General features: G+C 67.5%; 24 protein-coding genes. 12 read left to right on the top strand and 12 right to left on the bottom strand.

Going from position 1 to position 24282, the window contains the following annotated elements; all coding sequences use genetic code 11:
* The first annotated feature begins 54 nt into the window (after positions 1 to 54).
* The 6 genes from IE122_RS11475 to IE122_RS11500 all read left to right on the top strand — a co-directional run bounded on the left by IE122_RS11475 (position 55) and on the right by IE122_RS11500 (position 6580).
* Positions 55 to 759, top strand: a complete 705-nt coding sequence (locus IE122_RS11475) for a site-2 protease family protein (RefSeq protein WP_189621311.1) — start codon at positions 55 to 57, stop codon at positions 757 to 759.
* Positions 760 to 857: 98 nt separating this feature from the next.
* Positions 858 to 1367: a DUF2239 family protein gene (locus IE122_RS11480; protein ID WP_189621312.1), complete on the top strand. Its 510-nt coding sequence runs from the start codon at positions 858 to 860 to the stop codon at positions 1365 to 1367.
* Positions 1367 to 2359: a tRNA pseudouridine(55) synthase TruB gene (truB, locus tag IE122_RS11485; protein ID WP_189621313.1), complete on the top strand. Its 993-nt coding sequence runs from the start codon at positions 1367 to 1369 to the stop codon at positions 2357 to 2359. The genes IE122_RS11480 and truB overlap by 1 nt, the downstream gene beginning before the upstream one ends.
* Positions 2360 to 2364: 5 nt before the next feature.
* Positions 2365 to 2634, top strand: coding sequence for a 30S ribosomal protein S15 (rpsO, locus tag IE122_RS11490; RefSeq protein ID WP_189621314.1), 270 nt, complete (start codon positions 2365 to 2367; stop codon positions 2632 to 2634).
* A 170-nt stretch (positions 2635 to 2804) separates the two neighbouring features.
* Positions 2805 to 5108 (top strand): polyribonucleotide nucleotidyltransferase, encoded by a 2304-nt coding sequence (gene pnp / locus IE122_RS11495; protein ID WP_189621315.1) that lies wholly within the window; start codon positions 2805 to 2807, stop codon positions 5106 to 5108.
* A gap of 299 nt (positions 5109 to 5407) precedes the next feature.
* Positions 5408 to 6580, top strand: a complete 1173-nt coding sequence (locus tag IE122_RS11500) for an MFS transporter (RefSeq protein WP_189621316.1) — start codon at positions 5408 to 5410, stop codon at positions 6578 to 6580.
* A 100-nt stretch (positions 6581 to 6680) separates the two neighbouring features.
* On the opposite strand, the gene IE122_RS11505 is transcribed toward IE122_RS11500, so the two are convergent.
* From IE122_RS11505 to IE122_RS11515, 3 genes are read right to left on the bottom strand one after another with little or no spacing between them, the layout of a single operon-like run.
* The gene (locus tag IE122_RS11505; RefSeq protein WP_189621317.1) at positions 6681 to 9914 is read right to left on the bottom strand and encodes an error-prone DNA polymerase; all 3234 of its coding nucleotides are present in this window, start codon (positions 9912 to 9914) and stop codon (positions 6681 to 6683) included.
* Complete coding sequence (locus IE122_RS11510) at positions 9911 to 11500, bottom strand: Y-family DNA polymerase (RefSeq protein WP_229814054.1); 1590 nt, start codon at positions 11498 to 11500, stop codon at positions 9911 to 9913. Before IE122_RS11510 ends, IE122_RS11505 begins: the two co-directional genes overlap by 4 nt.
* On the bottom strand, positions 11382 to 12158 hold the full coding sequence (locus tag IE122_RS11515; protein WP_229814055.1) for an ImuA family protein: 777 nt from the start codon (positions 12156 to 12158) through the stop codon (positions 11382 to 11384). Before IE122_RS11515 ends, IE122_RS11510 begins: the two co-directional genes overlap by 119 nt.
* 76 nt (positions 12159 to 12234) lie before the next feature.
* On the opposite strand from IE122_RS11515, the gene IE122_RS11520 reads away from it, so the two are divergent.
* Entirely contained in the window at positions 12235 to 13014 is a 780-nt protein-coding gene (locus IE122_RS11520) for a Rossmann-fold NAD(P)-binding domain-containing protein (protein ID WP_189621318.1), read from the top strand.
* A 192-nt stretch (positions 13015 to 13206) separates the two neighbouring features.
* Here IE122_RS11520 and IE122_RS11525 read toward each other — a convergent pair whose 3' ends face one another.
* Both IE122_RS11525 and IE122_RS11530 read right to left on the bottom strand, forming a co-directional pair.
* Complete coding sequence (locus IE122_RS11525; RefSeq protein ID WP_189621319.1) at positions 13207 to 14106, bottom strand: DMT family transporter; 900 nt, start codon at positions 14104 to 14106, stop codon at positions 13207 to 13209.
* Entirely contained in the window at positions 14103 to 15098 is a 996-nt protein-coding gene (locus IE122_RS11530; protein WP_189621411.1) for a threonine aldolase family protein, read from the bottom strand. The genes IE122_RS11525 and IE122_RS11530 overlap by 4 nt, the downstream gene beginning before the upstream one ends.
* Before the next feature lie 56 nt (positions 15099 to 15154).
* Here IE122_RS11530 and IE122_RS11535 point away from each other — a divergent pair, with 56 nt between their 5' ends.
* Positions 15155 to 15445: a GNAT family N-acetyltransferase gene (locus IE122_RS11535; protein ID WP_189621320.1), complete on the top strand. Its 291-nt coding sequence runs from the start codon at positions 15155 to 15157 to the stop codon at positions 15443 to 15445.
* A gap of 56 nt (positions 15446 to 15501) precedes the next feature.
* Here IE122_RS11535 and IE122_RS11540 read toward each other — a convergent pair whose 3' ends face one another.
* On the bottom strand, positions 15502 to 16752 hold the full coding sequence (locus IE122_RS11540) for an N-succinylarginine dihydrolase (protein ID WP_189621412.1): 1251 nt from the start codon (positions 16750 to 16752) through the stop codon (positions 15502 to 15504).
* 76 nt (positions 16753 to 16828) lie between these two features.
* Here IE122_RS11540 and IE122_RS11545 point away from each other — a divergent pair, with 76 nt between their 5' ends.
* The 3 genes from IE122_RS11545 to IE122_RS11555 are packed head-to-tail and all read left to right on the top strand — an operon-like array spanning position 16829 to position 18349.
* Positions 16829 to 17215 (top strand): DUF4440 domain-containing protein, encoded by a 387-nt coding sequence (locus IE122_RS11545; RefSeq protein WP_189621321.1) that lies wholly within the window; start codon positions 16829 to 16831, stop codon positions 17213 to 17215.
* Positions 17216 to 17255: 40 nt separating this feature from the next.
* On the top strand, positions 17256 to 17855 hold the full coding sequence (locus IE122_RS11550) for a hypothetical protein (protein ID WP_189621322.1): 600 nt from the start codon (positions 17256 to 17258) through the stop codon (positions 17853 to 17855).
* Between the two features lie 56 nt (positions 17856 to 17911).
* Entirely contained in the window at positions 17912 to 18349 is a 438-nt protein-coding gene (locus IE122_RS11555) for a COG3650 family protein (protein WP_189621323.1), read from the top strand.
* A gap of 3 nt (positions 18350 to 18352) precedes the next feature.
* Here IE122_RS11555 and IE122_RS11560 read toward each other — a convergent pair whose 3' ends face one another.
* Both IE122_RS11560 and IE122_RS11565 read right to left on the bottom strand, forming a co-directional pair.
* Positions 18353 to 18826 (bottom strand): hypothetical protein, encoded by a 474-nt coding sequence (locus tag IE122_RS11560; RefSeq protein WP_189621324.1) that lies wholly within the window; start codon positions 18824 to 18826, stop codon positions 18353 to 18355.
* Positions 18827 to 19390: 564 nt separating this feature from the next.
* Entirely contained in the window at positions 19391 to 20974 is a 1584-nt protein-coding gene (locus tag IE122_RS11565) for a GMC family oxidoreductase (protein ID WP_189621325.1), read from the bottom strand.
* A gap of 126 nt (positions 20975 to 21100) precedes the next feature.
* Between IE122_RS11565 and IE122_RS11570 the strand changes: the two genes are divergently transcribed.
* The gene (locus IE122_RS11570; protein WP_189621326.1) at positions 21101 to 22369 is read left to right on the top strand and encodes a dipeptidase; all 1269 of its coding nucleotides are present in this window, start codon (positions 21101 to 21103) and stop codon (positions 22367 to 22369) included.
* A gap of 171 nt (positions 22370 to 22540) precedes the next feature.
* On the opposite strand, the gene IE122_RS11575 is transcribed toward IE122_RS11570, so the two are convergent.
* From IE122_RS11575 to dapD, 4 genes are all read right to left on the bottom strand, one after another.
* Entirely contained in the window at positions 22541 to 22744 is a 204-nt protein-coding gene (locus IE122_RS11575) for a hypothetical protein (protein WP_189621327.1), read from the bottom strand.
* Positions 22745 to 22853: 109 nt separating this feature from the next.
* Positions 22854 to 23069, bottom strand: coding sequence for a hypervirulence associated TUDOR domain-containing protein (locus tag IE122_RS11580; protein WP_189621328.1), 216 nt, complete (start codon positions 23067 to 23069; stop codon positions 22854 to 22856).
* A 2-nt stretch (positions 23070 to 23071) separates the two neighbouring features.
* Entirely contained in the window at positions 23072 to 23272 is a 201-nt protein-coding gene (locus IE122_RS11585; RefSeq protein ID WP_189621329.1) for a hypothetical protein, read from the bottom strand.
* A 113-nt stretch (positions 23273 to 23385) separates the two neighbouring features.
* Complete coding sequence (dapD, locus tag IE122_RS11590) at positions 23386 to 24222, bottom strand: 2,3,4,5-tetrahydropyridine-2,6-dicarboxylate N-succinyltransferase (RefSeq protein WP_189621330.1); 837 nt, start codon at positions 24220 to 24222, stop codon at positions 23386 to 23388.
* Positions 24223 to 24282 lie beyond the last annotated feature (60 nt).

A 24282-nucleotide genomic window follows, 5' to 3' on the forward strand; every position in this document is an offset into this window, starting at 1 on the left:
GACCACGCAGTCACCCGCGTTGCGCAATGCGCGTCCGCACCCTAGCTATGCGCCATGAACCAGACCCTGCTGCAGGCTGCAGCGCTTATCGTTCCCCTTATCGTCGCCATCGTCTTTCACGAGGTGGCGCACGGCTGGGTGGCCCGCGCATTGGGCGATCCGACCGCGCAGGAACAGCGCCGGCTCAGCCTGAACCCGATCCGCCATGTCGATCCGGTGGGGACGCTGTTGCTCCCCGGCATGCTGGCGCTGGCCAAGCTGCCGGTATTCGGCTGGGCGAAGCCGGTGCCGGTCAACAAGTGGCGGCTGCGCCATCCGCGTCGGGACATGATGCTGGTGGCGGCAGCCGGGCCGGGCACCAACCTGGTGCTGGCGGCCGTCGGCGCGGTGCTGCTGGGCCTGCTGGTGCTGATGGGCAGCGATGACCCCGGCATTGTCTGGGGTTTCATGGCGCTTAACGCGGTCAACTTCATCTTCGTCAACGTGTTCCTCGCGTTCTTCAACCTGCTGCCGCTGCCGCCGTTTGACGGTTCGCACATCGTCGAAGGCCTGCTGCCCCGCAGTGCCGCGCGCCGCTATGCGGGCTTGCGCCCTTACGGCCTGATGCTGATGATCCTGCTGTTGCTGGTGGTGCCGCATTTCTACCCCGAGTGGGGCGTGGTGCGGAACCTCGTCCTGCCCCCGGTCCTGTGGATCGGCGAACACTACTTCGCCCTTGCCAGCGCCATCGCCGGCGTGCCGATCGCGATGCCGGTATGAATGCGGAATAAAATTACCCGGCTTTAATTGACAGATATTGTCCGGGTAAATAAACGCCGTCCCCGCAAGGCCGAAGCGGCGGGGACGAAGGACACAGCATGTCGACAACGGTATTTTACAGGGACGCGGTGATCGCGCGGGGCGATCCGCGCGGGTTTGCCGATACGATCCGGGCCTTGCAGCCCATTGCCCGCAGCAGCGACCTTCTGGCATTCGACGACGAGACCGGGCGGCAGGTGGACCTTGAGCTGGATGGTTCCGGCACCGCCGCCCGTTCGCGCGGGCGACCGGCGCTGGGCGTCGAATCGCGCGAGATATCGCTGCTGCCGCGCCACTGGGAATGGCTGTCGCGCCAGCCCGGCAGCGCCTCTGTCACCCTGCGCAAGATCGTCGAGGAAGCGATGCGCCGTGGCCGGACCGAGCGCGAGCGGCAGGATGCCGCCTATCGCTTCCTGACCGTGATCGCCGGTGACCGGCCCGGCTACGAAGAGGCCATCCGCGCGCTTTATGCCGGCGATCGCGAGAATTTCGACGCGCTGGCGATGCTGTGGCCCGATCCGATCGCCGATCACGCCCGCCTGCTGGCCTGGCCGGACGGACAGGCGTGATGCCGCACGGGTGGATCATCCTCGACAAGCCGGTGGGGCTTGGCTCGACCCAAGCCGTGGCGGCGGTCAAGCGCAACCTGCGCGAGGCAGGCCATGGCAAGAAGGTCAAGGTCGGCCACGGCGGCACCCTCGATCCGCTGGCCTCGGGCGTGCTGCCCATTGCGCTGGGCGAGGCGACCAAGCTGACCGGCCGCATGCTCGATGCCAGCAAGACCTACCTGTTCACGGTGCGCTTTGGCGAGGAGACCGACACCCTCGACCTGGAGGGCAAGGTCATCGCCACAAGCGCCGTACGGCCAACGTGGGAAATGTTGGACGCTGTGCTGCCGCGCTTCACCGGCCCGATCGAGCAGGTGCCGCCCGCCTATTCCGCGCTCAAGGTGGATGGCGAACGCGCCTATGATCTGGCGCGGGCCGGGCATGCAGTGGAACTGAAGGCGCGCAACGTGACGGTTTTTGCCCTGACCCCCCTCCCCTTCAGGGGAGGGGTCGGGGGTGGGGGTTCCCGTCCTCAAGCGTCGCTCAAGGGGGAGAGCCCCCTCCCCACCCCCTCCCCTGAAGGGGAAGCGCCTTTGGAGGAGATGACATTCGAGGCCCATGTCTCCAAGGGCACTTACGTCCGCAGCCTCGCGCGGGACATCGCGCAGGCGCTGGGGAGCTGCGGCACGGTGACGCTTCTGCGCCGCGTGGCTGCGGGGCCGTTCGCCTTGTCGAACGCGATTTCGCTGGACAAATTGAACGAAATCGGCAAGGGCGCGCCGCTTGAGCACATACTATTGCCGCTGGAGGCGGGGCTGGACGACATCCCGGCCATCGACCTCGATCCGGAGCAGGCAAGGGCGGTCCGACAGGGCCGCGTTCTTACCGGACAGGCCTTTGAAGACGGGCAATACTGGGCGCGCGAAGGATCGGTTCCGGTCGCGCTGGTAGAGCTTTCGGACGGTGACGTCCGCGTGGTCAGGGGCTTCAACCTCAACGATGTCGCGGAGTGAATGACATGACGGTTACCGCCGAGAAGAAGCAGGATATCATTTCCGACAACGCCCGCCAGTCTGGTGACACGGGCAGCCCGGAAGTGCAGGTCGCGATCCTGACGGAGCGCATCAAGAACCTGACCGAACACTTCAAGTCGCACCACAAGGACAACCACTCTCGTCGTGGCCTGCTGGCCATGGTGAACAAGCGTCGCTCGCTGCTCGACTACCTCAAGAAGAAGGATGTCGCGCGGTACAATGCGCTGATCCAGAAGCTTGGTCTGCGCAAGTGACGTGAACTTCGGCCCGCTTCGGCGGGCCGTTTAGTTTTTGAAAACGGAAAGATCGGCGCAATTCGGCGACGATCGGACCAGAGGGCCTGGAAGGCCCCGCACCGGACCGGGACGGTATCCCCGGCAGCAGACCCCGCCGGCAATAGGGCCCGCGGGCGAAGGAAACAGATATGTTCGACGTCAAGACAGTAAGCATGGAGTGGGGCGGAAAGACCCTCACCCTCGAAACCGGCCGCGTGGCCCGTCAGGCTGACGGCGCGGTCCTCGCCACTTATGGCGAAACCGTGGTGCTGTGCGCCGTGACCGCCGCCAAATCGGTCAAGGAAGGGCAGGATTTCTTCCCGCTCACCGTCCACTACCAGGAAAAGTTCTCGGCCGCCGGGCGCATCCCGGGCGGCTTCTTCAAGCGCGAGCGCGGGGCGACCGAAAAGGAAACGCTGACCAGCCGCCTGATCGACCGTCCGGTCCGCCCGCTGTTCCCGGAAGGCTTCTACAACGAGATCAACTGCATCGCGCAGGTCCTGTCCTATGACGGCGAGACCGAGCCCGATGTCGTCGCGATGATCGCCGCCTCCGCCGCGCTCACCATCTCGGGCGTGCCGTTCATGGGCCCGATCGGCGCGTGCCGTGTCGGCTTCGTCGACGGCCAGTACACGCTCAACCCCAAGCAGGACGCCGCGCTCAAGGACGGCCGCCTCGATCTCGTCGTCGCCGCCACCGGCAGCGCCGTGATGATGGTGGAATCCGAAGCCAAGGAACTGACCGAGGAAGAGATGCTGGGTGCCGTCATGTTCGCGCATGACGAATGCCGCAAGGTCGTCAACCTCATCATCGATCTGGCCGAAAAGGCCGCCAAGGAACCTTGGGAGATCGACCTGTCGGACAACACCGCCGACATCAAGGCCAAGCTGAAGAAGGCCGTCGGCAAGGACGTCGCCGCCGCTTACAAGCTGACCGACAAGTCGGCCCGCTCGAACGCGCTCAACGAAGCGCGTGCCAAGGCCAAGGCCGCGTTCGCCGACGAAACCCCGCAGACCCAGATGGTCGCTATCAAGACCATGAAGAAGGTCGAGGCGGACATCGTGCGCGGCGCCATCCTCAAGGACGGCACCCGGATCGACGGCCGCAAGCTCGATCAGGTCCGCCCGATCGAATCGATGGTCGGCTTCCTGCCCCGCACGCACGGTTCGGCCCTGTTCACGCGCGGTGAAACGCAGACCATCTGCACCACCACGCTGGGCACCAAGGACTCCGAGCAGATGATCGACGGCCTTGAAGGCCTGTCGTATTCGCCGTTTATGCTGCACTACAACTTCCCGCCCTACTCGGTCGGCGAAGTGGGCCGCTTCGGCGCGCCGGGCCGCCGCGAAGTCGGCCACGGCAAGCTGGCATGGCGCGCGCTGCACCCGGTGCTGCCCGCCCGCGAGGACTTCCCCTACACCATCCGCGTCCTTTCGGACGTGACCGAGTCGAACGGCTCGTCGTCGATGGCCACCGTCTGCGGCGGCTGCCTGTCGATGATGGATGCGGGCGTGCCGATCGAGCGTCCGGTCTCGGGCATCGCCATGGGCCTGATCCTCGAAGGTGACGACTTCGCCGTGCTGTCCGACATCCTGGGTGACGAAGATCACCTGGGTGACATGGACTTCAAGGTGGCCGGCACCGAAGCGGGCATCACGACGATGCAGATGGACATCAAGATCGCCGGCATCACCAAGGAAATCATGGGCAAGGCGCTCGAACAGGCGAAGGCCGGCCGCGCCCATATCCTGGGCGAGATGACCAAGGCGCTGGGCTCTGCCCGCACCGAGCTGTCCGCCCACGCCCCGCGCATCGAGACGATCCAGATCGACAAGTCGAAGATCCGTGACGTCATCGGCACCGGCGGCAAGGTGATCCGCGAGATCGTGGCCGAAACCGGCGCCAAGGTCGACATCGACGACGAAGGCGTGATCAAGATCTCGTCCTCGGACATCGCCCAGATCGAAGCGGCCAAGAAGTGGATCCTCGGCATCGTCGAGGAAGCGGAAGTCGGCAAGATCTACGACGGCAAGGTCGTCAACATCGTCGATTTCGGCGCGTTCGTGAACTTCATGGGCGGCAAGGACGGTCTCGTCCACGTCTCGGAAATGCGCAACGAGCGCGTCGAGAAGCCGACCGACGTCGTTTCCGAAGGCCAGGCCGTCAAGGTCAAGGTCCTCGAGATCGATCCGCGCGGCAAGGTTCGCCTGTCGATGCGCGTCGTCGATCAGGAAACCGGTGCCGAGCTGGAAGACACCCGCCCGCCCCGCGAACCGCGTGAACCGCGCGGCGATCGTGGTGATCGCGGTGATCGTCGTGGCCCACGCCGCGACGGCGGCGGCGATCGTGGCCCGCGCGGCCCCCGCAACGACCGCGGCCCCCGCCGCGATCGCGACGGTGACAGCGGCGGTGGCGATCCCAACCACATGCCGGCCTTCCTCAAGGAAGACTGATCGCGTCTTTCAGGGCGAACGAACAAGAGGGGTCGCGCTTCGGCGCGGCCCTTTTTTTGCGCGGGCGCATCTGGAACACCCCGGGACTGAACGGGCCTGACCGGACCGCTACATCGACAGCCGCCCTTCCGCATGCGGCGGCGGGCCACGCCGTCCCTTGGACGATCGGTAATTAAAGTCGGATTTGGGAATATAGATGGATCGTAACGCCGTGATTTAAGCTGCGGGGAAAATTACAACAAACGGCTGAAGAGGATCCCCCGGTGATAGCGCGATCGCATGCCACCCTACGCCGATCGATGGCGGTTCGAGGTTTCTTTGCGCAGAATGTAGCATCCGGGTGCGCCTTCGGTGCGTTCGGCGTCACCGTCCTGCCCCTGCAGCAAAAGTTTCATGTCAGCCTTGCAACTGCGTCTTTGGGGCTGGCTCTCGCGGTGCTCGTCATCAGCCTCGCAAGTCCGCTGGTCGCAACCATGATCAGCCGTTTCGGCTTGCGGCGAACCATGGCGACCGGGGTCGTCATATCGGGCCTCGGTTATGCACTGCTCGCTTTCGCCTCGAACATGCTGACCGTGCTGTTCGCCTATGCCCTGCCGATCGGCGCGGGGCTGGCGATGTTCGGCCCCTTTCCGGCCGCCGTTCTGGCAAGCAACTGGTTTCGCGAAAACCCCGGCCCGGCGCTCGGATTCGTCAATATACCTTTGTTCCTGGCGCTGATGCCCCTCGCAGGCCAGGCAGTCATCAGCCATTACGGCCTCACTTCTTTGTATATCATCCTTGCTTCACTGCATCTTCTGGTCCTTCCGCTGGTCTTGGGCGTGAAAGAAGCGCCGGAAGATACGTCCACCGGGTCATCGGACGCAGCGAGCTCCGCTTCGATTACGACGAGGGGTGCGCTTGCCCGACCGCTTTTCTGGGTGATCGTGCTGGGTGCCGGCACGCTCAATGCCGCGGCGATCAGCGGGATGTCGCACCTGTTCGCATTCGGTCTGGAAAAGGGCATTCCGGCGACACAGGCCGCCATCGTGATGTCGCTGCTGGGCGGTGCCAGCGTTATCGGATCGCTGCTGGTCGGCATGTTGTGCGGCCGGTTGGGCGCGTCCCGCACGCTGGCCCTCCTCGGCGCAGGATTTTCGGTGAGTTGGCTCGCGTTGCTTGTCGCACCCGAACTGGCATTCATGACGGCTGCCGCGATCGTGATCGGTGCCTGCACCGCCGGCGTTTTTCCCGCCACGAGCACGCTGTTCGGCATGTCCTTCGGCCAGGCTTCACTGGCGCGCGTGCTGGGTCTTTCGAGTCTTCTCATGGCACCCCTCACGGTCGCCCTCCCGCAGCTTGCGGGCGTGCTGCGCGATGCAACCGGAAGCTATGATCTGGTGGCGGCGACGATCAGCGGCGGTTCGGCAGCCATCGCCATCGTTTTCCTCGTCGTGGCCAAAGTAACCGCGCCGCGCCTGGTGCCCGCTTCGTAACGGGAGCGCATCAGGGCCCGCCGATGATTTCCTGCCTGGAGCCAAGCTGGCGAAGTCTGAATCATTCTCCGTTCGTGGTGCTGATTAAAGGCTAGATGCCCTAATGAAAATCGCGGGACCTGGGCAGGATGCGGACGTTGCGCGGGTGGCCGTGGCCGCGTGACCCCTGGGGATTGCGCACTTCGTCGCGATCGGTCACCCGCAGCGGCCGGCCGCCATCGGCCAGCGCATCGAGCATGGCGGTGCGATCGAGGATCCGCTCTGCGATCAGGTGGACCACGCCCTCCTTGCTCTTCTGGATCTCCCCCTCGATCAGCATCAGCCGCGCCGCCATCACCGCGCGGCGTTGCCGTTCCAGATCGCGCGACCACAGGAGCGCGTTGACCACCCCGGTCTCGTCCTCGATGGTAATGAACACCGCGTTGCCCTTGCCCGGGCGCTGGCGGGTGAGGACCACCCCGGCGACGCGGACCTTGCGGCCATCGGGCGCGGCGTTGGCATCGGCGCAGGTCAGCACGCCTTCGCGGGCCAGATCATCGCGCAGAAACTGCAGCGGATGGCCTTTGAGCGACAGGCGCGCGGTCTGGTAATCGGCCACCACTTCCTCGCACGACGGCATCGTCGGCAGGCGCGCATCGGGTTCGCGCCCCAGTTCCGGCGCATCGGCAAAAGCGAACAGCGGCAGTTGCGCGGCCGGGGTGCGGCGCACTTCCCACAAGGCATCGCGCCGGGATGCTGCCAGCGCGCCGAAAGCATCCGCATCGGCCAGCTTGCGCAAGCCCGCAGGCGGCAGCGCGGCGCGCCGGGCGAGGTCTTCGGCCGAAACGAACGCACCGGCGCCGCGTGCCGCCATGATCGCTTCGCCCCAGCCTTGGCGAAACCCGTCGATCCGCGAAAAACCGAGGCGCAGCGCCGGCCACCCCCCGGCCGGCCCTTCCAGCGAACAGTCCCAATCACTGGCGTTCACATCGATCGCGCGCACATCGACGCCATGGTCCTGCGCATCGCGGACAAGCTGCGCGGGGGCATAGAAGCCCATCGGCTGGCTGTTCAGCAGGGCACAAGTGAACGCCGCCGGCTGGTGGCACTTGAGCCATGAGGACACATAGGCGAGCCAGGCAAAGGCCTGGGCATGGCTTTCGGGAAAGCCGTATTCGCCAAAGCCCTTGATCTGTTCGTAGCAGCGCTCTGCAAAATCGCGCTGGTATCCGCGCCGGACCATGCCGTCGATCAGCAGGTCCTGGTAATTGTGTACCGTCCCGTGATGGCGGAACGTCGCCATCGCCCGGCGCAGGCCGTCCGCCTGCGGCGGGGTGAAACAGGCGGCGACGATGGCCAGCTTCATCGCCTGTTCCTGAAACAGCGGCACGCCCAGCGTCTTGCCCAGCACATCGCGCAGTTCACCGGGATTGTGCGGCGGCGCGGGGCTGGGAAAGATCAACGTTTCCTCACCGTTGCGCCGCCGCAGATAGGGGTGGACCATGCCGCCCTGGATCGGCCCGGGGCGGACGATCGCCACCTGGATGACCAGATCGTAAAGATTCCGAGGCTTCATGCGCGGCAGCATGGCGATCTGGGCCCGGCTTTCCACCTGGAAGGTACCGATGCTGTCGCCCCGCCGCAGCATGGCATACGTGGCCTCATCCTCGCGCGGCACCGTGGCCAGCGCCCAATCGCCCAGCCCGTGCCGGCTGAGCAGATCGAAGCTCTTGCGGATCGCGGTCAGCATGCCCAGCGCCAGCACATCCACCTTCATCAGGCCCAGCGCATCGATATCGTCCTTGTCCCATTCGATGAACGTGCGATCGGGCATCGCCCCGTTGTGGATCGGCACCAGTTCATCCAGCCGCGTCTCGGTGAGCACGAAGCCGCCGACATGCTGCGAGAGATGGCGCGGGAATTCGAGCAACCGGTCGACCAGCGCCTTGAGCCGCGCCACCATCGGATTGGCCACATCCAGCCCGGCTTCGGCCAGCCGCTCCTCGGGCACGTCATCGCCCCAGTTGCCCCAGATGGTGGAGGCCAGCCGCGCGGTAACGTCATCGGTGAGGCCCAGCGCCTTGCCCACTTCGCGGATGGCGCTGCGCGGGCGGTAATGGATCACGGTGGCGGCGATGCCGGCCCGTTCGCGGCCATAGCGCGCGTAGATATACTGCATGATCTCCTCGCGGCGCTCATGCTCGAAGTCCACGTCGATATCGGGCGGTTCGTTGCGCTGTTCGGACAGGAACCGCGTGAACAGCAGCTTCTCGCGCACCGGATCGATGGGCGTGATGCCGAGGAAATAGCAGACCAGCGAATTGGCGGCGCTGCCCCGCCCCTGGCACAGGATCGGCGGATCGAGCGTGCGGGCATGGCGGACGATGTCATGGACGGTGAGGAAATAGCAGGCGTAGTTCTTGCTGCGGATCAGCCGGAACTCCTCATCCAGCACGGCGCGGTAAGCGGGCGGCAGGCCTTCGGGAAACCATGCCCGCCCGCCTTCGTGGACCAGATGTTCCAGCCAGTCCTGCGGCTGCCAGCCTTCGGGCACCGGTTCGTGCGGATATTCATAGCGCAGATCGTCGAGCGTGAAGGCGATTCGCGCCAGCAGATCGGTCCCCGCGGTCAGCGCTTCGGGGTAGGCACGGAACAGCCGCGCCATTTCGGCTGGGGATTTGAGATGGCGTTCGGCATTGGCCAGCAGGCGGCGGCCGGCGGCGGCGATCGTCGTCCCTTCGCGGATGCAGGTCTGCACATCGTGCAGCGGGCGGGCATCGGGATGATCGTACAGCGCATCGCAGGTGGCCAGCAGCGGCACGCCGCAGGCCGCGCCCAGCGCCTGCGCTTCGGCCAGTCGCCGGGCATCCGCACCGGCGCGCGGCATCGTCACCGCCAGCCACACCGCACCGGGCCGCGCCTGGGCCAGCCGTTCGAGCGGCGCCCGTTCGCGGCCGGTGACGATCAGCAGCAGATCATCGGCATGGTCCAGCAGATCGGCCAGGTGCAGCGTGCAATCGCCCTTGCTCGCGCGCAGGTTGCCCAGCGTCAGCAGGCGTGTCAGCCGCCCCCAGCCGTGGCGCGTGGCAGGGTAGGCGATCACGTCGGGGGTGCCGTCGGCAAACACCAGCCGCGCGCCCACCGCCAGGCGAAAGCCGCCCCCCGGCCCGCCGATGTCGCGCCAGGCCATGTGGGCGCGGACCACCCCGGCCACGGTGTTGCGATCGGCGATGCCCAGCCCCGCCATCCCCAGATGGTGCGCCTGGACGACCATCTGCGCCGGGTGCGAGGCCCCGCGCAGGAAGCTGTAATTGGTCGCCGCGATCAGTTCGGCAAAGGGCGGCGCGGCGGTCATGCGAACAGCCCGTGCAGATACCAGCGCGGATCGGGCTTTTCGGCGTAAAGGCCGTGGCGGAAAATCCAGTACCGCCGCCCGCGCACGTCCTCTATCCGGAAATAGTCGCGCGTCAGCCCGCCCTTCTCCGGCGCTTCGCTGCGGCTTTTGTGGCCATCGGGCAGCCGCCACCACTCCGAGGCGATCCGTTCGGGCCCTTCGTAAAGCCGCACCTCGTGCAGCTTGCGCCGCCAGCGGAAGCGGTGCGGCGGCCCGTCAGGCACTTCGGCGATGACTTCGACCGGTTGCGGCGGATCGAACAGGAACAGCGGGCGCATCGGCGGCTCGCCCGCAGGGGGCGTGGGCCAGCGCAGCGGCGCGCGGGCTTCGATGGCGGGCAGCGCCAACTGGCTCTGTTCCGGGATATGGCTGTCACGCGGGACCAGACGGCACAGGCTGGCGGGCCCCAGCCGCGTGCTCAGCCGGTCGATCAGATCGGCCAGCGCCGCGGGCTCCCGGCCGCTCCCGTCCAGCGTGGCCTGGCTGGCGGCCAGCGGTTCGGTCACCGGCAGGAACAGGGTGATGCGATCATAGCCGAAGCCGGGATCGAGCGGATCGGCAAGCGTGGCGATGCGCTCGTCGAACAGGCGCAGCACGGGGGCCGGATCGCGCGTCGGCAGGCCGGTTTCGATTGCCAGCCGGTGGCGCGCGCCATCGCTGCGGAACAGCGTCAGGACAAAGCGCCGCCCGCCCAGACCGCGCCGTTCCAGCATGTCCGCCGCCTCGCGCAGCAGGTCGAGGAAGCAGGCGGCGATGCTGGCCTGGAGCGCCACCGGTTCGGGGAAACGGCGCTCGAAGTGGAGCGGTTCGGGCTGGGCCAGCGGATCGATCGGCGCGCTTTCATCGCCCAGCAGCCGGCGCAGCGCGGTCACCGCCGGGGCACCGAACCGCGCGGCGATGCTGGCGGCCGGGCGGGCGGCGGCATCGCCGATGGTCCTGAGCCCGGCCCGGCGCAACGCCAGCGTGGCCTCTTCATCCAGCCCCAGCGCCAGCACCGGCAGCGCGCGCAGCGCCTGCCGCTCGTCAACCACCGGCAGGCGGGCATGGCGGGCCAGCGCCTGCGCGCCTTGCGGGGTATCGGCCAGGGCCAGCCGCACGCTCATCCCGATGCCGGCCAGCGCATCCTCGGTCTGCGCGGCCAGCCCGCTTTCGCCGCCGAACAGGTGTTCGGCCCCGGTGATGTCCAGGGTGATGCCGTCAGGCGGGGCCATGGCGACGCGCGGCGACCAGCCGAGGCAGTGTTCCGCCAGCCGTTTGAGCCAGTGGCGATCGGCGCTCTCATCCATATCGGCGGTGACCAGGGCGGAATGCAGCGCCCGGGCATCGGCCAGCGCCATCCCCGGCACGATCCCCTGATCGCGGGCGGCGGCGTTGACCGCGCGCAGCCGCAGCGCACCCCGTTCCCTGGCGATCAGCGCCAGCGGCGCGTCAGGCCGCGCGCCGTCCGCCCCCTCCGCCGGCGCTTGCTGGATGCGCAGCCGGTCGGTGGGCAGGAACGGGAACCACAGCGCCAGATGGCGGCGCTTCACGGAACAAACGTCGGTCACGGTCCCACTCCAGCCGCCAGTCGAGGCCGGAAGGACCGGATCGCTGGCGCAGCAAAGTCACATCGAAGGTCGCCCCGCCGGGAGCATGGCCGGGCAGCGCGCGCGAGGGAGCTGCCGCCACCTGCCAGCGCGTTTGCGCCGCGCTGGGCACCGGCACCGCGTCAGGCCGCAGCAACAGCAGCGGCACCCCGGATTTTTCCGCCGCAAGCGCCAGGCGGCGGCTGGCGGTCAGGTCCAGCTCGCGCATCGCGCCCCAGCCTTCCACCACCACCGCACCCAGCGCCGGGCAGCGCAAGGCATCGACGGCGGCACGCAGCAGGGCCATGGAATCGCGGACTACGCCGATCAGGCCATGGTCCGGGACGCCGCCCAGTTCGGCCCAGCCGATGGCCTGCGCCACCCCGCCCTGCCCCACCGCCCGTTGTGGCCGCAGCCACAAGACCATCCCTTCGGCACCCGCCAGCCCCGTCGCCAGCGCCATCACGAACCCGGCCGATGCCGCCAGATCATCCGCCTCTGCCGCATAGATTTCGTGCACCCGCCCCAGCGCCAGCCCGCCCCCCAGCGCGGCATCCAGCGACGCGACACCGAAAGCCCGCCGCGCGACCGCCGCAGCGGCCGTGCCATCGCAGGCGGGAGCAGGAACGAATCTCTTCATGTTCCTATTATGTTCTCACGGCAGGGCAAGATCAAGCAGCCTTGCGATCGCCGCCGGCGACACTACGGTTCCCCGCATGTCACCGCGTTTCTTCATCTTCGGCCTCGGCTATACCGCCGCGCGTCTGGCCACCGCCCTGTCGGCGCGGGGGTGGGAGGTCATTTCCACCGGCCGCGACGGTACGCTTTCGTTCGAGGATGAAGGCTCGGTCCGGCTGGCGCTGGCCGATGCCGGACATGTCCTGTCATCGGTCCCGCCCGGCGGGGAGGGACTCGATCCGGTGCTGGACCGTTATGGTGAGGCACTGCGCGGCAAGACGCTGCACTATCTCAGCTCCACCGGGGTCTATGGCGACAGCGGCGGGGCATGGGTCGATGAAAGCGCGCCGGTGGGACGCGGCCGGCGCACCGCGCGGGCCGAGGCGGATGCCGCATGGCTGGCGGCGGGAGCGCGGGTCTGGCGACTGCCGGGCATCTACGGCCCCGGCCGCAGCCCGTTCGACCGGCTGGCCGAAGGGCGCGCCCACCGCATCGACCTGCCCGGTCAGGTGTTCAGCCGCATCCATGCCGACGATATCGTTGCGGCGGTGCTGCTCGGCCTCAATGCGCCGCCCGGCGCGTGGAACCTGGCGGACGATCTGCCTTGCCCGCAGAACCGGGTGATCGAGCACGCCTGCCGCCTGCTCGGCCGCGAACCGCCGCCGCTGCTGTCGCTGGAAGCGGCCAACCTCTCGCCCATGGCGCGCGCCTTCTATGCCGAGAACCGCCGCGTCGCCAGCGGCAAGGCCCGCCGCCTGCTGGGGTGGCGGCCCGCCTATCCGACTTATGCCGAAGGGCTGGCGGCGCTGCGCCCCTGACTTGGCGGATCGTTAGAAGCAGGAGTTTCACGCGGAGGCGCGGAGACGCGGAGGAGTTATAGGGCACGCAGAGACGCAGAGAGATCGCGCCGCGTCGCAGGCGTTCCTCATGGATTACCGGGAATGCTTCGCGAGATTGAAAGGCGGCTTCGCCGCATACGCACCTACTCCGCGCCTCCGGGTGAAACCCGCTCACCCTTCCCGCGCCCGTAAGGCCAGCAGCACGCCCAGTAGCGCCAGCACCGATCCCGCCACCGCCAGCGCGGTCCAGCGATAGCCTTCGAACAGCGTCGATAGCGCCATCGCGAACACCGGCGTCGCCACTCCGGTATAGGCGGCGCGGGCCGCGCCCAGTTCGCGGATCAGGTGGAAATAGAGCGGGAAAGTGACCACCGACCCCAGGATCGCCAGATAGGCGATGCCGCCCAGATAGGACGGCCGCCAGTCCATCACCGGGGGCCCCGCCACGACCAGCGCCAGCGCCACGTCGATCAGCGTGCCCCAGATCATCGCCCAGGCCAGCAGCGGCACCATCTGCGCCTTGCGGGCGGCCGGCGCGGCCTGGATGACATTGGCGCATGATGCCGCCATCAGCCCCAGCACGCTGAGCGCGATGCCCTTGCCTACCATCGCCCCGGCCGGTGCCATGTGCGCTTCGTGGACCAGCAGCAGGGCGATTCCCGCCACCGCCACCAGCGATCCGGCGATGAACCCGCGGCTCACCCGCGTGCCCAGAAAAATCCGCGAGAGCAAGGCGTTGGGCAGCACCAGCAAGCCATAGAACACCGCCACCAGCCCCGAGGTCAGAATGTGCTCGGACTGGTAGACGAGTTGGTAATTGGCACAGAACTGGGTCAGGCCGACCAGCACGGCAATGCGCTGACAGCCATCGGGCAGGCGCAGGCTTTCGCCGCGCAGCCGAGCCAGCGCGCACATTGCCAGCGCCGCCAGCGCGAACCGCCAGACGATCGTCCATTCCAGCGGCACGGCAACGATCTGGTCCTTGATGACCAGCCAGGTCGATCCCCAGATCACGGTGACGAGAACGAAGGGCACGAGCACCCCGGCCCGCACCCCTTGCCGGCCGGTCATAGCGCGGCGATGGCGCGGGCCAGTGCCGCTACCGCGCCCGGATCGGCGTTCCACGCGGTCACGAACCGGGCGGTTTCCTGGTCCCAGTCATAGAACCCGAAACCCTGCGCGCGCAGCGCCGCGCGCTCGGCGGCGGTGCAGCGCAGGAACACTTCGTTCGCCTCCACCGGATAGCGCAGCCGCGCACCCGCACCGGCAGCGATCGCGGCGGCAGCGGCGTTGGCGGCACGCGCATTGTCGAGCCACAGGCCGTCTTGCAGCATCGCCAGCACTTGCGCGGCGACGAACCGGCCCTTCGACTGCAGGTGCCCGGCCCGCTTGCGCCGCATCCGCACCAGTTGCGCCTGCGCCGGATCGAACAGCACCACCACTTCCGCGCTCATCGCTCCGTTCTTGGTCATCCCGAAACTCAGCGCGTCAGCCCCGGTCGCCGCCTCGGCCGGGGAGCAGCCGAGGAACGTCACCGCGTTGGCGAACCGTGCGCCATCCATGTGCAGGCCCAGCCCGCGCGCCTTGGCGAAGGCAGACAAGGCCGCGAGTTCGGCCAGGCGATAGGCGCAGCCCTGTTCGCTGGCCTGGGTGATCGAGATCGCCTGTGGTTGCACCCGATGGACATCGGACTTGATCGGATCGATCACCGCCGCGATCCCTTCCGGCGTCAGCTTTGCGCCTTCGCCCCCAGCCAGCAGCAGCTTGGCCCCGTGCAGGTAAAACCCCGGCGCGCCGCCCTCGTCCCCCTCGATATGCGCGTCCTGATGGCAGACCACCGCGCCGTGCGGGGCCACCATCGTCGTCAGCGCCAGACAATTCGCGGCCGTCCCGGTCGCCACCCAGACGGCGGCGCAATCGCGGCCGAACAGGTCCGAGAACGCGGCATCGAGCCGGGCGCTCAACTGGTCGCCGTCATAAGGCACGTCCGGTCCATCAGCCGCCTGCAGCGCTGCCCATACACGGGGGTGAACGCGGGCGGCATTGTCGGACAGGAACTGCATGGCCATATGCCCTCTAGAAGACCGCACCCGGCGTCAAGCCGCATCAGGAGAACGACATGGTTGGCGTTACCATCACCGCGCACGACAACGGCAAGACCGGCGAATACCACGCCCACGTGGCCGGCAGCGATGCGATCGGGCGGCTGACATGGACCGAGCGCGATGGCGTGCGCCATGCCGAACACACGCTGGTGCCGCCCGAAATCGGCGGGCGCGGCGTCGCCGGGCGGCTGGTCGAAGCGATGGTCGCCGATGCGCGCGAGAACCACTTCAAGATCGGCCCGGTGTGTTCTTATGTGGTCACCGCGTTCGAGCGCCATCCCGAATGGGCCGACGTGAAGGGCTGAGCCCTTCTGCCTCCCGTTCGTATCGGGCTCAGGCAGGCAGGCTTCGCGCCGTAGCCTCAGCCCAGTTCGGGCAGGTCCAGTGCCGCGCACAGCGCCGCGTGCGCCCTATCGAGGCGGGCCCACAAGTCCGGATCGTCGAGATCTCCCACGGCGATCGTCTCGGGCCAGTACGTGCTCACCACCGCCTCGATCGCGTCGAGCCTGGCGGGGGTCGCGATGAAGCGCGGGTCCACTGTGTCGGGATCGGCGACAACGCGCAGGCGCAGGCACGCCGGGCCGCCGCCATTGGCCATCGATTCGCGCAAGTCATGGACGAACAGGTGGCGGATCGGTCCATTGCCCGCCACCAGCGCTTCGAGATAGCGCCACACCGCCGCATTGTCGCGCGCCTCGCCGGGCAGGACCAGCGCCATTTCGGCCGAGGGCAGGGTGACCAGTTGGGCGTTGAACAGATAGGACGCGATCGCATCCTCCAGGCTGACCAGCGCCGCCGGCACTTCCACCAGCTCGAAGCCCGGCACGGCACCGGTCAGCGCCGCGAACAGTTCGGCCTTGGCGGCAAAGGCCTGCTCGTGGGCGAACAGCACCCGCTCGTTCGCCACCGCGACGACATCATTGTGGAAGGCCCCGGCCGCGATCGCTTCATCGGACTGGCGGGCGAACAGCGCGCGCGCCGGATCAAGCCCGTGGATGCGCGCCACCGCTTCGCTGGCCTGCGGGTGCTGGCGTGCGGGGAACGGGCCGCCGCCTTCGCCATAGACGAACACTTCGACGCCGGGTTCGTCGTGGCGGCTGCACAGCCGCATGTGATTGGCCGCGCCTTCATCACCGAACGGGGCGGGGACCGGCGCATGCACGGCGAAATGGGCGGGGTCGGCAAAGGCGACGCACAACTGCGCCAGCGTGTCACGCCATTCGTGGCTGCGATGTGGCATCGTCACCAGGTTGGCGACGGTCAGGTGGCAGCGCCCGTCTGCGGTATCAACGGCCGGGCTGACGGTGGCGGCGTTGGCGGCCCACATCGCACTGGCCGACAGCGCATTGGCGCGCAGCACGCTGGAGGCATCCTCCATCGCGGTGCCAAGTTGGCCCAGCCACGTGCGGTCGGGTCGGCGCTGCGGCAGGAAGAAGCCCTGTGGCAAGCCGCGCTCCAGGTTGGCGCGCATCTTCGCCAGCCCTTGGAGGGCCGCCGCGCGCGGGGCGCTGGTCCGCCCGAGGTTGCGGGCCGAAGCCAGGTTGCCAAGGCTGAGCCCGCCGTAGTTGTGGCTGGGGCCGACGATCCCGTCGAAGTTGATTTCGGTGAGCATGGTCATGTCTAACGCGGCCGCGCCGAACCGCCAAGCCGCGCTTGCCTGCCGCCGGGCGACGGGCCAAACGGGTCCGATGTCCGAAATCGCGATCCGCGCCCGCCGCGCCTTGTTCAACCGCGCCATTGCCGATGGCGATGCCGCCGCGATCGCCCCGCTGCTGGCGCGCGATTGCGTGATGATAACCGGCAGCGACAGCGCGGTGATCGCCGGACGAGTGGCGCAATTGAAAGTATGGAAACGCGAATTCGCCCATACTCCGCGCACCGTCTATACCCGCACGCCCGAACGGATCGACCTTTCCCCGGTGGAGCCGATCGCGATGGAATGCGGGCGCTGGAGCGGCATCGCTGCCGGCGCGGCCGAGCCGCTGGCAACCGGGACTTACGCCGCGAAATGGCGCAATGTTGCCGGAGCATGGGTGATCGAAGCCGAGATCTATGTCACCACCGGCGAAGCCTGATCGGGAACCCGGCCGCCGCCGCGCAGTTGGAAAGGACACTATGAAACCGCACCTGCTTGCCCTCGCGCTCACGCCCTTCGTCGCCCTTGCGGCCTGCTCACCCGAACCCGCTTCGGAGCCCACTGCCGGCGCATCGTCCGCCGCGCCGACCGAAACGGCTGTGCCTGAGCCGTCAGCAACGCCGGAAACCGCACCCATGCCCGTTCCCGTCAATCTCCTTCGCCTTGAAGGTCTGGGCGATCTGGAGATCGGCAAGCCGGTACCCAAGGGCAGCTCGTGGAAGGCCGACGGGGTGCAGGCGTCCGACACCTGCCTGACGTACAATTCGGCCGGCTATCCCGGCGTCTACGCGATCGTCGAGGATGGGGCCGTGCGCCGCATCACCGCGGGCGAGGGCTCGCGGGTCAAGCTCGCCGAAGGGATCGGCGTGGGCGACAGTGAGGCGGACGTGAAGAAGTGGTTCGCCGGCTTCCGCGAAGCACCGCACACCTATGAGGAAGCCCCGGCGAAGTATCTCACCGCGCCGAACGGCGAAAGCGGCGACCCGGCCCTGCGGTTCGAGATCGATGCCAGTCGCCACGTCAGCTTCATCCACATCGGCACCTGGCCGGTGCTGGGCTATGTCGAGGGCTGCGCCTGACGGGGGGCGACCTCAAGCGGCTTGTCGCCCCCGTCCCGCGCGCCTATCGCCAGCGCATGCGCAAGATCCTTCGCCCGGCAGCCCTCCTGCTCCTCGCCCTTGGCGGATGCCATTCCTCTTCGCACGACGTTCCGGGCGACATGAACGACCATCAGCCCTGGCACGGCATCGCTGCCTCGGAAACGGTGTTTCTGTCCGGTACCGAGCCGTTCTGGAGCGGCAAGGTGGAGGGCAACATGCTCACCTACACAACGCCCGAGAAGCCCGATGGCGTGCAGATCCCGATCGAACGGTTCGCCGGTCGCGGCGGCCTATCGTTCGGCGGTGAACTGGAAGGCAAGCACCTGACGATCGCGCTGGGGCCGGACGACTGTTCGGACGGCATGTCCGATCGGCACTATCCGTTCGCCGCCACGCTGCAGCTTGGCGACGAGACCCGGATGGGTTGCGGCTGGACCACAGCCCACCCGGCCACCGGACCCAAGGCACCCTGAACGCTATTGCGGGGCGGGCACGTCGATAACGGCGATATGTTCGCGCATGGATGAATCGACAGCGCCGTCGGCGTTGCCGCTGACCACGGTGACCGTGGAAGGCTGGTCATCGGTCGAAACAATGGCGTCAGGCGCAGGGGAAACGACGTTCTGGAGCATTTCAGGCTCCACCGGCTCAGCCGCCTCCGGAACGTCCCGCGCGGGTGGATAGCCGGACGCTCTTGCCGCCAGCCACCTTGCGCTGGCCGGAGTTGACGGATCGGAAGTCCAGCTACCGGGATAGTAGGCCGTCGGGTCAAGGTCTTGCGGTCCCGGCTCGCTGTAATAGGCCAACTCATCGCCGGCCGGCCCCGCAATCGCATGGCCGCCGATCGTCGGGGCCGAGATCGCCATCCGGGTCGGCACCGCCATGCTGACAGCACTGCCGAGGCCGGCAGCGCCAGCGAGGGCAATCATCAGGGTTCGGGCTTGGATCACGGCCGCTTCTCCGTTCGTCACCCTCCCTGACGGTTCAACGCGTTGTATCGGCTTGCGTTCCGGAACACCGATATCCAGCGCATCAAGCGCCCCATCGGCGTCGTCTTTGCGAGCGACCGCAGGTCGCGCGGCAATCCAGGGCGGTTTAAACCGCCCTGGATTGCTTCACCCGTTTCACGGGCTCGCAATGACGAAGGACAAAACGAGTCGATCGGCGACCGCGAGTGCGTTGCGCTCAACGCAACCACACATGCGATTATCGCGAACCTTGCAGCGCGCAAGCAATTGCGTCATAATCGGGTAGCGAGACTCGACGGGCATTCTGACACCGTCGGCAGCGAATGGAGACGGGTTGATGTGGCGCTTTTTCGCCGCGATCCAGCAGGGCCTCATCATGTTGGGCCAGTCGCTGTGCGGCACGGATTGTTCGAGCATCCGTGATACGGACGCTCATCCCGAACGCGCCCGCCGCTGAACAGCGGGCCCGGTTCGTATCGCGCGTAGTCGAGACGCGCCCCGCGCTAACGTATCCCGGTTACGCGCGATACGAACAGGCCTGCCGCTTCAGCCACGATCCTCAAGCAGCATCATCGCCCCCTTCTCGGCGATCATCATCGTCGGCGCATTGGTGTTGCCCGAGGTGATCGTCGGCATCACCGAGGCATCGATGACGCGCAGGCCGTCCACTCCGGTCACCCGCAATCGCGGATCGACCACGCGGCCCATGGCGGCGGTGCCCACCGGGTGGAAGATCGTGGTGCCCACTTGCGCCGCCGCCGCGCGCAGTTCCTCCTCCTCCGCATAGTCCGCGCCCGGCCGCAGTTCGACCGGCGCGTAGCGGGCCAGCGCAGGCTGCGCCACGATCGCGCGGGTGATGCGGATCGATTGCGCGGCCACCCGCAGGTCTTCCTCGCTCGCCAGATAGTTGGGCCGGATCTGCGGGCCCATGGCCGGATCGGCACTGGCGATATGCGTCGTGCCCCGGCTTTGCGGCCGCAGGTTGCAGACGCTGGCGGTGAACGCCGGGAACGGGTCGAGCGGCTCCCCGAAGGCGTTGAGGCTGAGCGGCTGGACATGCCATTCGAGGTCGGCCGTCGCCTTGTCCGGGCTGCTGCGCGCAAAGGCACCGAGCTGGCTGGGAGCCATCGCCATCGGGCCACTGCGCAGCAGTGCATATTCCAGCCCGATCATCGCCTTGCCGAACCAGTTGGCGGCGCGCTGGTTCAGCGTCGATACGTCGCTGACCCGCCAGGCGCAGCGCAACTGGAGATGGTCCTGCAGGTTCGCGCCGACTTGCGGCTGATCGACGATCGGCGTGATGCCCAGCCGCGCCAGACGCACGGCATCGCCGATGCCGCTGCGTTCGAGGATCGCGGGCGAGCCGATCGCCCCCGCCGCCAGCACCACCGCACCCTCCGCGCGCGCGTGGTGGACGCTATCGCCCAGATGCCAGCGCACGCCATTGGCCCGCCCGTCCTCTATCGTGACCCTATCCACCAGCGCCCCGGTCACCACCCGCAGGTTGGCGCGGCTGCGGACGGGCTTCAGGAACGCGTCCGACGCACTCCAGCGCCAGCCGCGCCGCTGGGTCACCTGGAAATAGCCGATGCCCTCGTTATCGCCGCCGTTGAAATCGGTGGTGGCCGGCAGCCCGTATTCGATGCCGGCGGCACGGAAGGCGTCGAGGATATCCCAGCGCAGCCGCTGGCGCTCCACCCGCAGTTCGCCGCCACTGCCGTGAACCGGCCCCGGCCCCTGGTAGTGATCCTCCATCCCGGTGAACAACGGCAGGACATCGTCCCAGCTCCAGCCCGGCAGCCCCATCTGCCGCCATCCGTCATAGTCCGCCGCCTGCCCGCGCATGTAGATCATGCCGTTGATCGCCGAGCAGCCTCCCAGCACCTTGCCACGGGGATACTTGAGCGCCCGGCCGCCCAGACCGGGCTCCGGCTCGGTAGACAGGCACCAGTCGGTGCGCGGATTGCCGATGCAATACAGGTAACCGACCGGCACTTTGACCCAGATGTAATTGTCCCGCCCGCCCGCTTCGAGCAGCAGCACCCGGTTGCGCGGATCGGCGCTCAGGCGATTGGCAAGTACGCAGCCCGCGCTGCCACCGCCGACGATGATGTAATCGAAAGCATCCATGAAGGGACACGGGTACGCACCGCGACGGAGCCGATCAACCGTCGTATTGATACGCAAGAGGTCTTGCCGCGCGGCTGTGGATCGGCTTGTCTCCTGCCTTACCCCGCTTGTCGCAAGGTCATCGTCATGCTCGCTCGCCTTACCCCCGCCCTCCTTGCCGCCCTGACGTTTGCGCTAGGGCCGGATGCGGCGCTTGCCGCTTCGCCGGAAGCCACCGCCGAAGCCGCGCTGCGTGCCGCACCGGTGTGGGACGGGCATAATGACGTGCCCGAGCAGTTGCGCGACCGGCGCAAGGACGTGCTCGCCGGGTTCGACTTTGCCGACACCACCGCCACCGCCGACCCGGCGCAAAAGCTCGATGCCATGCAGACCGACCTCAAGCGCCTGCGGCAGGGGCGCGTGGGGGCGCAGTTCTGGTCGGTCTACGTGTCGGCCATGCTGGATGACCAGCACGCGGTGCAGGCCACGCTCGAACAGATCGACGTGATGAAACGGGTGATCGCCGCCAACCCGCGCGACATGGAATTCGTGACCACCGCAGCCGGGGCGGAAAAGGCGATGAAGGCAGGCCGGATCGCCTCGCTGCTCGGCATGGAGGGCGGACATTCGATCGGCGGCTCGCTCGGCGTGCTGCGTCAGATATATGCTCTGGGTGCGCGGTACATGACGCTGACCCACTTCAAGAACACCGCCTGGGCCGACAGCGCCACCGATGCCCCTGCCCACAACGGCCTTACCGACTTCGGCCGCGACGTCGTACGCGAGATGCAGCGGCTGGGCATGCTGGTCGATCTCAGCCACGTATCGGCCAAGACCATGACCGATGCGCTGGATGTGGCCAAAGCGCCGGTGATCTTCAGCCATTCGGGTGCCGAGGCGATCAACGGCTATGCGCGCAACGTGCCCGATGCGGTTCTGGATCGGCTGAAGGCCAACGACGGCATCATCATGGTCAACTTCTATCCCAGCTATGTCAGCGAGCCGCTGCGCCAGTGGCGCGCGAACTGGACGGGTGAGGAAGCACGATTGAAGGCGCTTTACCCCGGCGCGCCGGACACCGCCAAGGCCGGGCTGGCCGCGTGGGAAAACGCCAACCCCAAGCCGGTCGCCACCCTTGGCCAGATTGCCGATCACATCGATCATATCGTCCGCCGCATCGGCATCGCGCATGTCGGACTGGGCGGCGATTTCGATGGCGGATCGAACGGGGTGGCGGGAATGCCCGACGTATCCGCCTATCCGGCGCTGTTCACCGAGCTGGCGCGGCGCGGCTATTCCTCTGCAGACCTGCAGAAGCTGTCAAACGGCAACATCCTGCGCGTTCTGAAAGCTGCGGAAGCCTATGCCGCCGCGCATCGCGGCGATCCCCCAGTCGAATCGCCGACGACGTTTTGATGCCGGTTCTCTGCGTTCAGCCAACACTCGCCATGCGTTGCTGACCCTTTCGTCTTTGCGAGCGACCGAAGGTCGTGCGGCAATCCAGGGCGGTTTGCGTCGCTCTGGATTGCTTCACCCGCTTTGCGGGTTAGCAATGACGAAGAAAGCCAAGCGTCTATCGGGCCGGCGTCAGCCGCCCAGCGCGTGTTCCTCGGCGGTGACCGGTCCACCACGGCTGGGCGCATCGAGCAGGCTTCTGCTGATCCAGGTGGCCGACATCGCCAGGATGACGAGAGCGAGGCTGATCGCCAGGATGTAGCGCACGATATGCGGGGTCGAGCCGCCCCGTGCCTCGTCTTCCTCAAGGTGGATTTCTTCGCCGAGCTTGTGCATCGCGGTTCTCCCGACCCGGAAGGTCAAGGACGCGGCTCTGACGGCCGCAATTTTCCGGGCCCGATGTCCAAACGCACGGATCGGGCACAAAGTTCCCGACGCGGCAAAATCAGGCGGGTTGCAGTTCGGAGCCGCGCTTCAGCACGCGGTTTCCACCGTCCTGCTCGATCAGGAATGCCGGATTGTCCGCCGTCCCGTTGCGGGCGATACGCTTGCCCTTGAGGGTGCGGCTGACCCGGCGTTCGAACCGCTCGACGATCCGCCCGGCCGCCGTTCCCGTGCCCCAAGTCCAATGGACCTTGGAGCCTACGCGCAAACCGGCCACGGCTAGCCCGCTGTGCCGGCTGTCGCGGTATTCGCCTGGCCATCGTTTTCCGGCGCGCTAAGTGCCCCGGTCATCCAGATGGCCGACAGGGCAACGATGGCCAAAGCCACGCTGATCAGCAGCACATAGCGCATGGCGCGCGGACCGGTGCCCGCTCGGGCTTCTTGCTTGTCGAGGTGGGTTTCGCCGGCAGGTGCCTGCATGATGCGTCTCCGAAAGTTGCAGACCGCACAAAGGCGATCGTTCCTTTCGTTAACGCACCGTTCGCCAGCGCTGTTCCCGGCGGCGGGACCATCCGGTCCCGGCCACCATCCCGTCAGTCGCGCAGGAGGTCGTTGATACCGGTCTTGGAACGGGTCTGCGCGTCCACCGTCTTGACGATCACGGCGCAGTACAGCGACGGGCCGGGGGTGCCGTCGGGCAGCGGCTTGCCGGGCAGCGAGCCGGGTACGACCACCGCATAGGGCGGCACCTTGCCGATGTGGACTTCGCCGGTGGCGCGATCGACGATCTTGGTCGATGCGCCGATGAACACGCCCATCGACAGCACCGCGCCTTCGCCGATCACTACGCCTTCGGCCACTTCCGAACGTGCGCCGATGAAGCAGTTGTCCTCGATGATGACCGGGCCGGCCTGGAGCGGTTCCAGCACGCCGCCGATGCCGACGCCGCCCGAGATGTGGACGTTCTTGCCGATCTGCGCGCACGAGCCCACGGTTGCCCAGGTATCGACCATCGTCCCTTCGCCGACATAGGCACCGATGTTGACGAAGCTGGGCATCAGCACAACGCCCTTCGAAATGTAGGTGCCACGCCGGGCCACCGCGCCGGGAACGACCCGGAAGCCGGCCGCGCGGAATTCATCCTCGCCCCAGCCGGCGAACTTCACCGGCACCTTGTCGAACGCTGGCGCGCCACCGGCGCCGCCGGCGACCGGCGCGTTGTCGTTGAGGCGGAACGACAGCAGCACCGCCTTCTTCAGCCACTGGTTGACCTTCCAGCCGCCCTGCCCGTCCGGCTCGGCGACCCGCGCGGTGCCCGCTTCGATCAGGCCCAGCGCCTCGTCCACCAGCTTGCGCACATCGGCGCTGGCGGGGGTCACGGTGTCGCGCGCTTCCCAGGCGGCTTCGATCGCGGTTTCGAGTTGGGACATGGCTGAGACGACTCCGGGCAATAGGTGTTGCGGGCGCGCCTAAAGCGCCTTGCCCGCGAT

Source organism: Novosphingobium colocasiae, assembly GCF_014652555.1.
GTDB lineage: Bacteria > Pseudomonadota > Alphaproteobacteria > Sphingomonadales > Sphingomonadaceae > Novosphingobium > Novosphingobium colocasiae.

What these genes read in the sequence shown, in the direction of transcription:
- IE122_RS11475 (WP_189621311.1), top strand. Translation starts at nt 55, where the DNA reads ATGAACCAGACCCTGCTGCAGGCTGCAGCGCTTATCGTTCCCCTTATC.
- IE122_RS11480 (WP_189621312.1), top strand. Translation starts at nt 858, where the DNA reads ATGTCGACAACGGTATTTTACAGGGACGCGGTGATCGCGCGGGGCGAT.
- truB (WP_189621313.1), top strand. Translation starts at nt 1,367, where the DNA reads ATGCCGCACGGGTGGATCATCCTCGACAAGCCGGTGGGGCTTGGCTCG.
- rpsO (WP_189621314.1), top strand. Translation starts at nt 2,365, where the DNA reads ATGACGGTTACCGCCGAGAAGAAGCAGGATATCATTTCCGACAACGCC.
- pnp (WP_189621315.1), top strand. Translation starts at nt 2,805, where the DNA reads ATGTTCGACGTCAAGACAGTAAGCATGGAGTGGGGCGGAAAGACCCTC.
- IE122_RS11500 (WP_189621316.1), top strand. Translation starts at nt 5,408, where the DNA reads ATGGCGGTTCGAGGTTTCTTTGCGCAGAATGTAGCATCCGGGTGCGCC.
- IE122_RS11505 (WP_189621317.1), bottom strand. Translation starts at nt 9,914, where the DNA reads ATGACCGCCGCGCCGCCCTTTGCCGAACTGATCGCGGCGACCAATTAC.
- IE122_RS11515 (WP_229814055.1), bottom strand. Translation starts at nt 12,158, where the DNA reads ATGAAGAGATTCGTTCCTGCTCCCGCCTGCGATGGCACGGCCGCTGCG.
- IE122_RS11520 (WP_189621318.1), top strand. Translation starts at nt 12,235, where the DNA reads ATGTCACCGCGTTTCTTCATCTTCGGCCTCGGCTATACCGCCGCGCGT.
- IE122_RS11525 (WP_189621319.1), bottom strand. Translation starts at nt 14,106, where the DNA reads ATGACCGGCCGGCAAGGGGTGCGGGCCGGGGTGCTCGTGCCCTTCGTT.
- IE122_RS11530 (WP_189621411.1), bottom strand. Translation starts at nt 15,098, where the DNA reads ATGCAGTTCCTGTCCGACAATGCCGCCCGCGTTCACCCCCGTGTATGG.
- IE122_RS11535 (WP_189621320.1), top strand. Translation starts at nt 15,155, where the DNA reads ATGGTTGGCGTTACCATCACCGCGCACGACAACGGCAAGACCGGCGAA.
- IE122_RS11540 (WP_189621412.1), bottom strand. Translation starts at nt 16,752, where the DNA reads ATGCTCACCGAAATCAACTTCGACGGGATCGTCGGCCCCAGCCACAAC.
- IE122_RS11545 (WP_189621321.1), top strand. Translation starts at nt 16,829, where the DNA reads ATGTCCGAAATCGCGATCCGCGCCCGCCGCGCCTTGTTCAACCGCGCC.
- IE122_RS11550 (WP_189621322.1), top strand. Translation starts at nt 17,256, where the DNA reads ATGAAACCGCACCTGCTTGCCCTCGCGCTCACGCCCTTCGTCGCCCTT.
- IE122_RS11555 (WP_189621323.1), top strand. Translation starts at nt 17,912, where the DNA reads ATGCGCAAGATCCTTCGCCCGGCAGCCCTCCTGCTCCTCGCCCTTGGC.
- IE122_RS11565 (WP_189621325.1), bottom strand. Translation starts at nt 20,974, where the DNA reads ATGGATGCTTTCGATTACATCATCGTCGGCGGTGGCAGCGCGGGCTGC.
- IE122_RS11570 (WP_189621326.1), top strand. Translation starts at nt 21,101, where the DNA reads ATGCTCGCTCGCCTTACCCCCGCCCTCCTTGCCGCCCTGACGTTTGCG.
- IE122_RS11575 (WP_189621327.1), bottom strand. Translation starts at nt 22,744, where the DNA reads ATGCACAAGCTCGGCGAAGAAATCCACCTTGAGGAAGACGAGGCACGG.
- IE122_RS11585 (WP_189621329.1), bottom strand. Translation starts at nt 23,272, where the DNA reads ATGCAGGCACCTGCCGGCGAAACCCACCTCGACAAGCAAGAAGCCCGA.
- dapD (WP_189621330.1), bottom strand. Translation starts at nt 24,222, where the DNA reads ATGTCCCAACTCGAAACCGCGATCGAAGCCGCCTGGGAAGCGCGCGAC.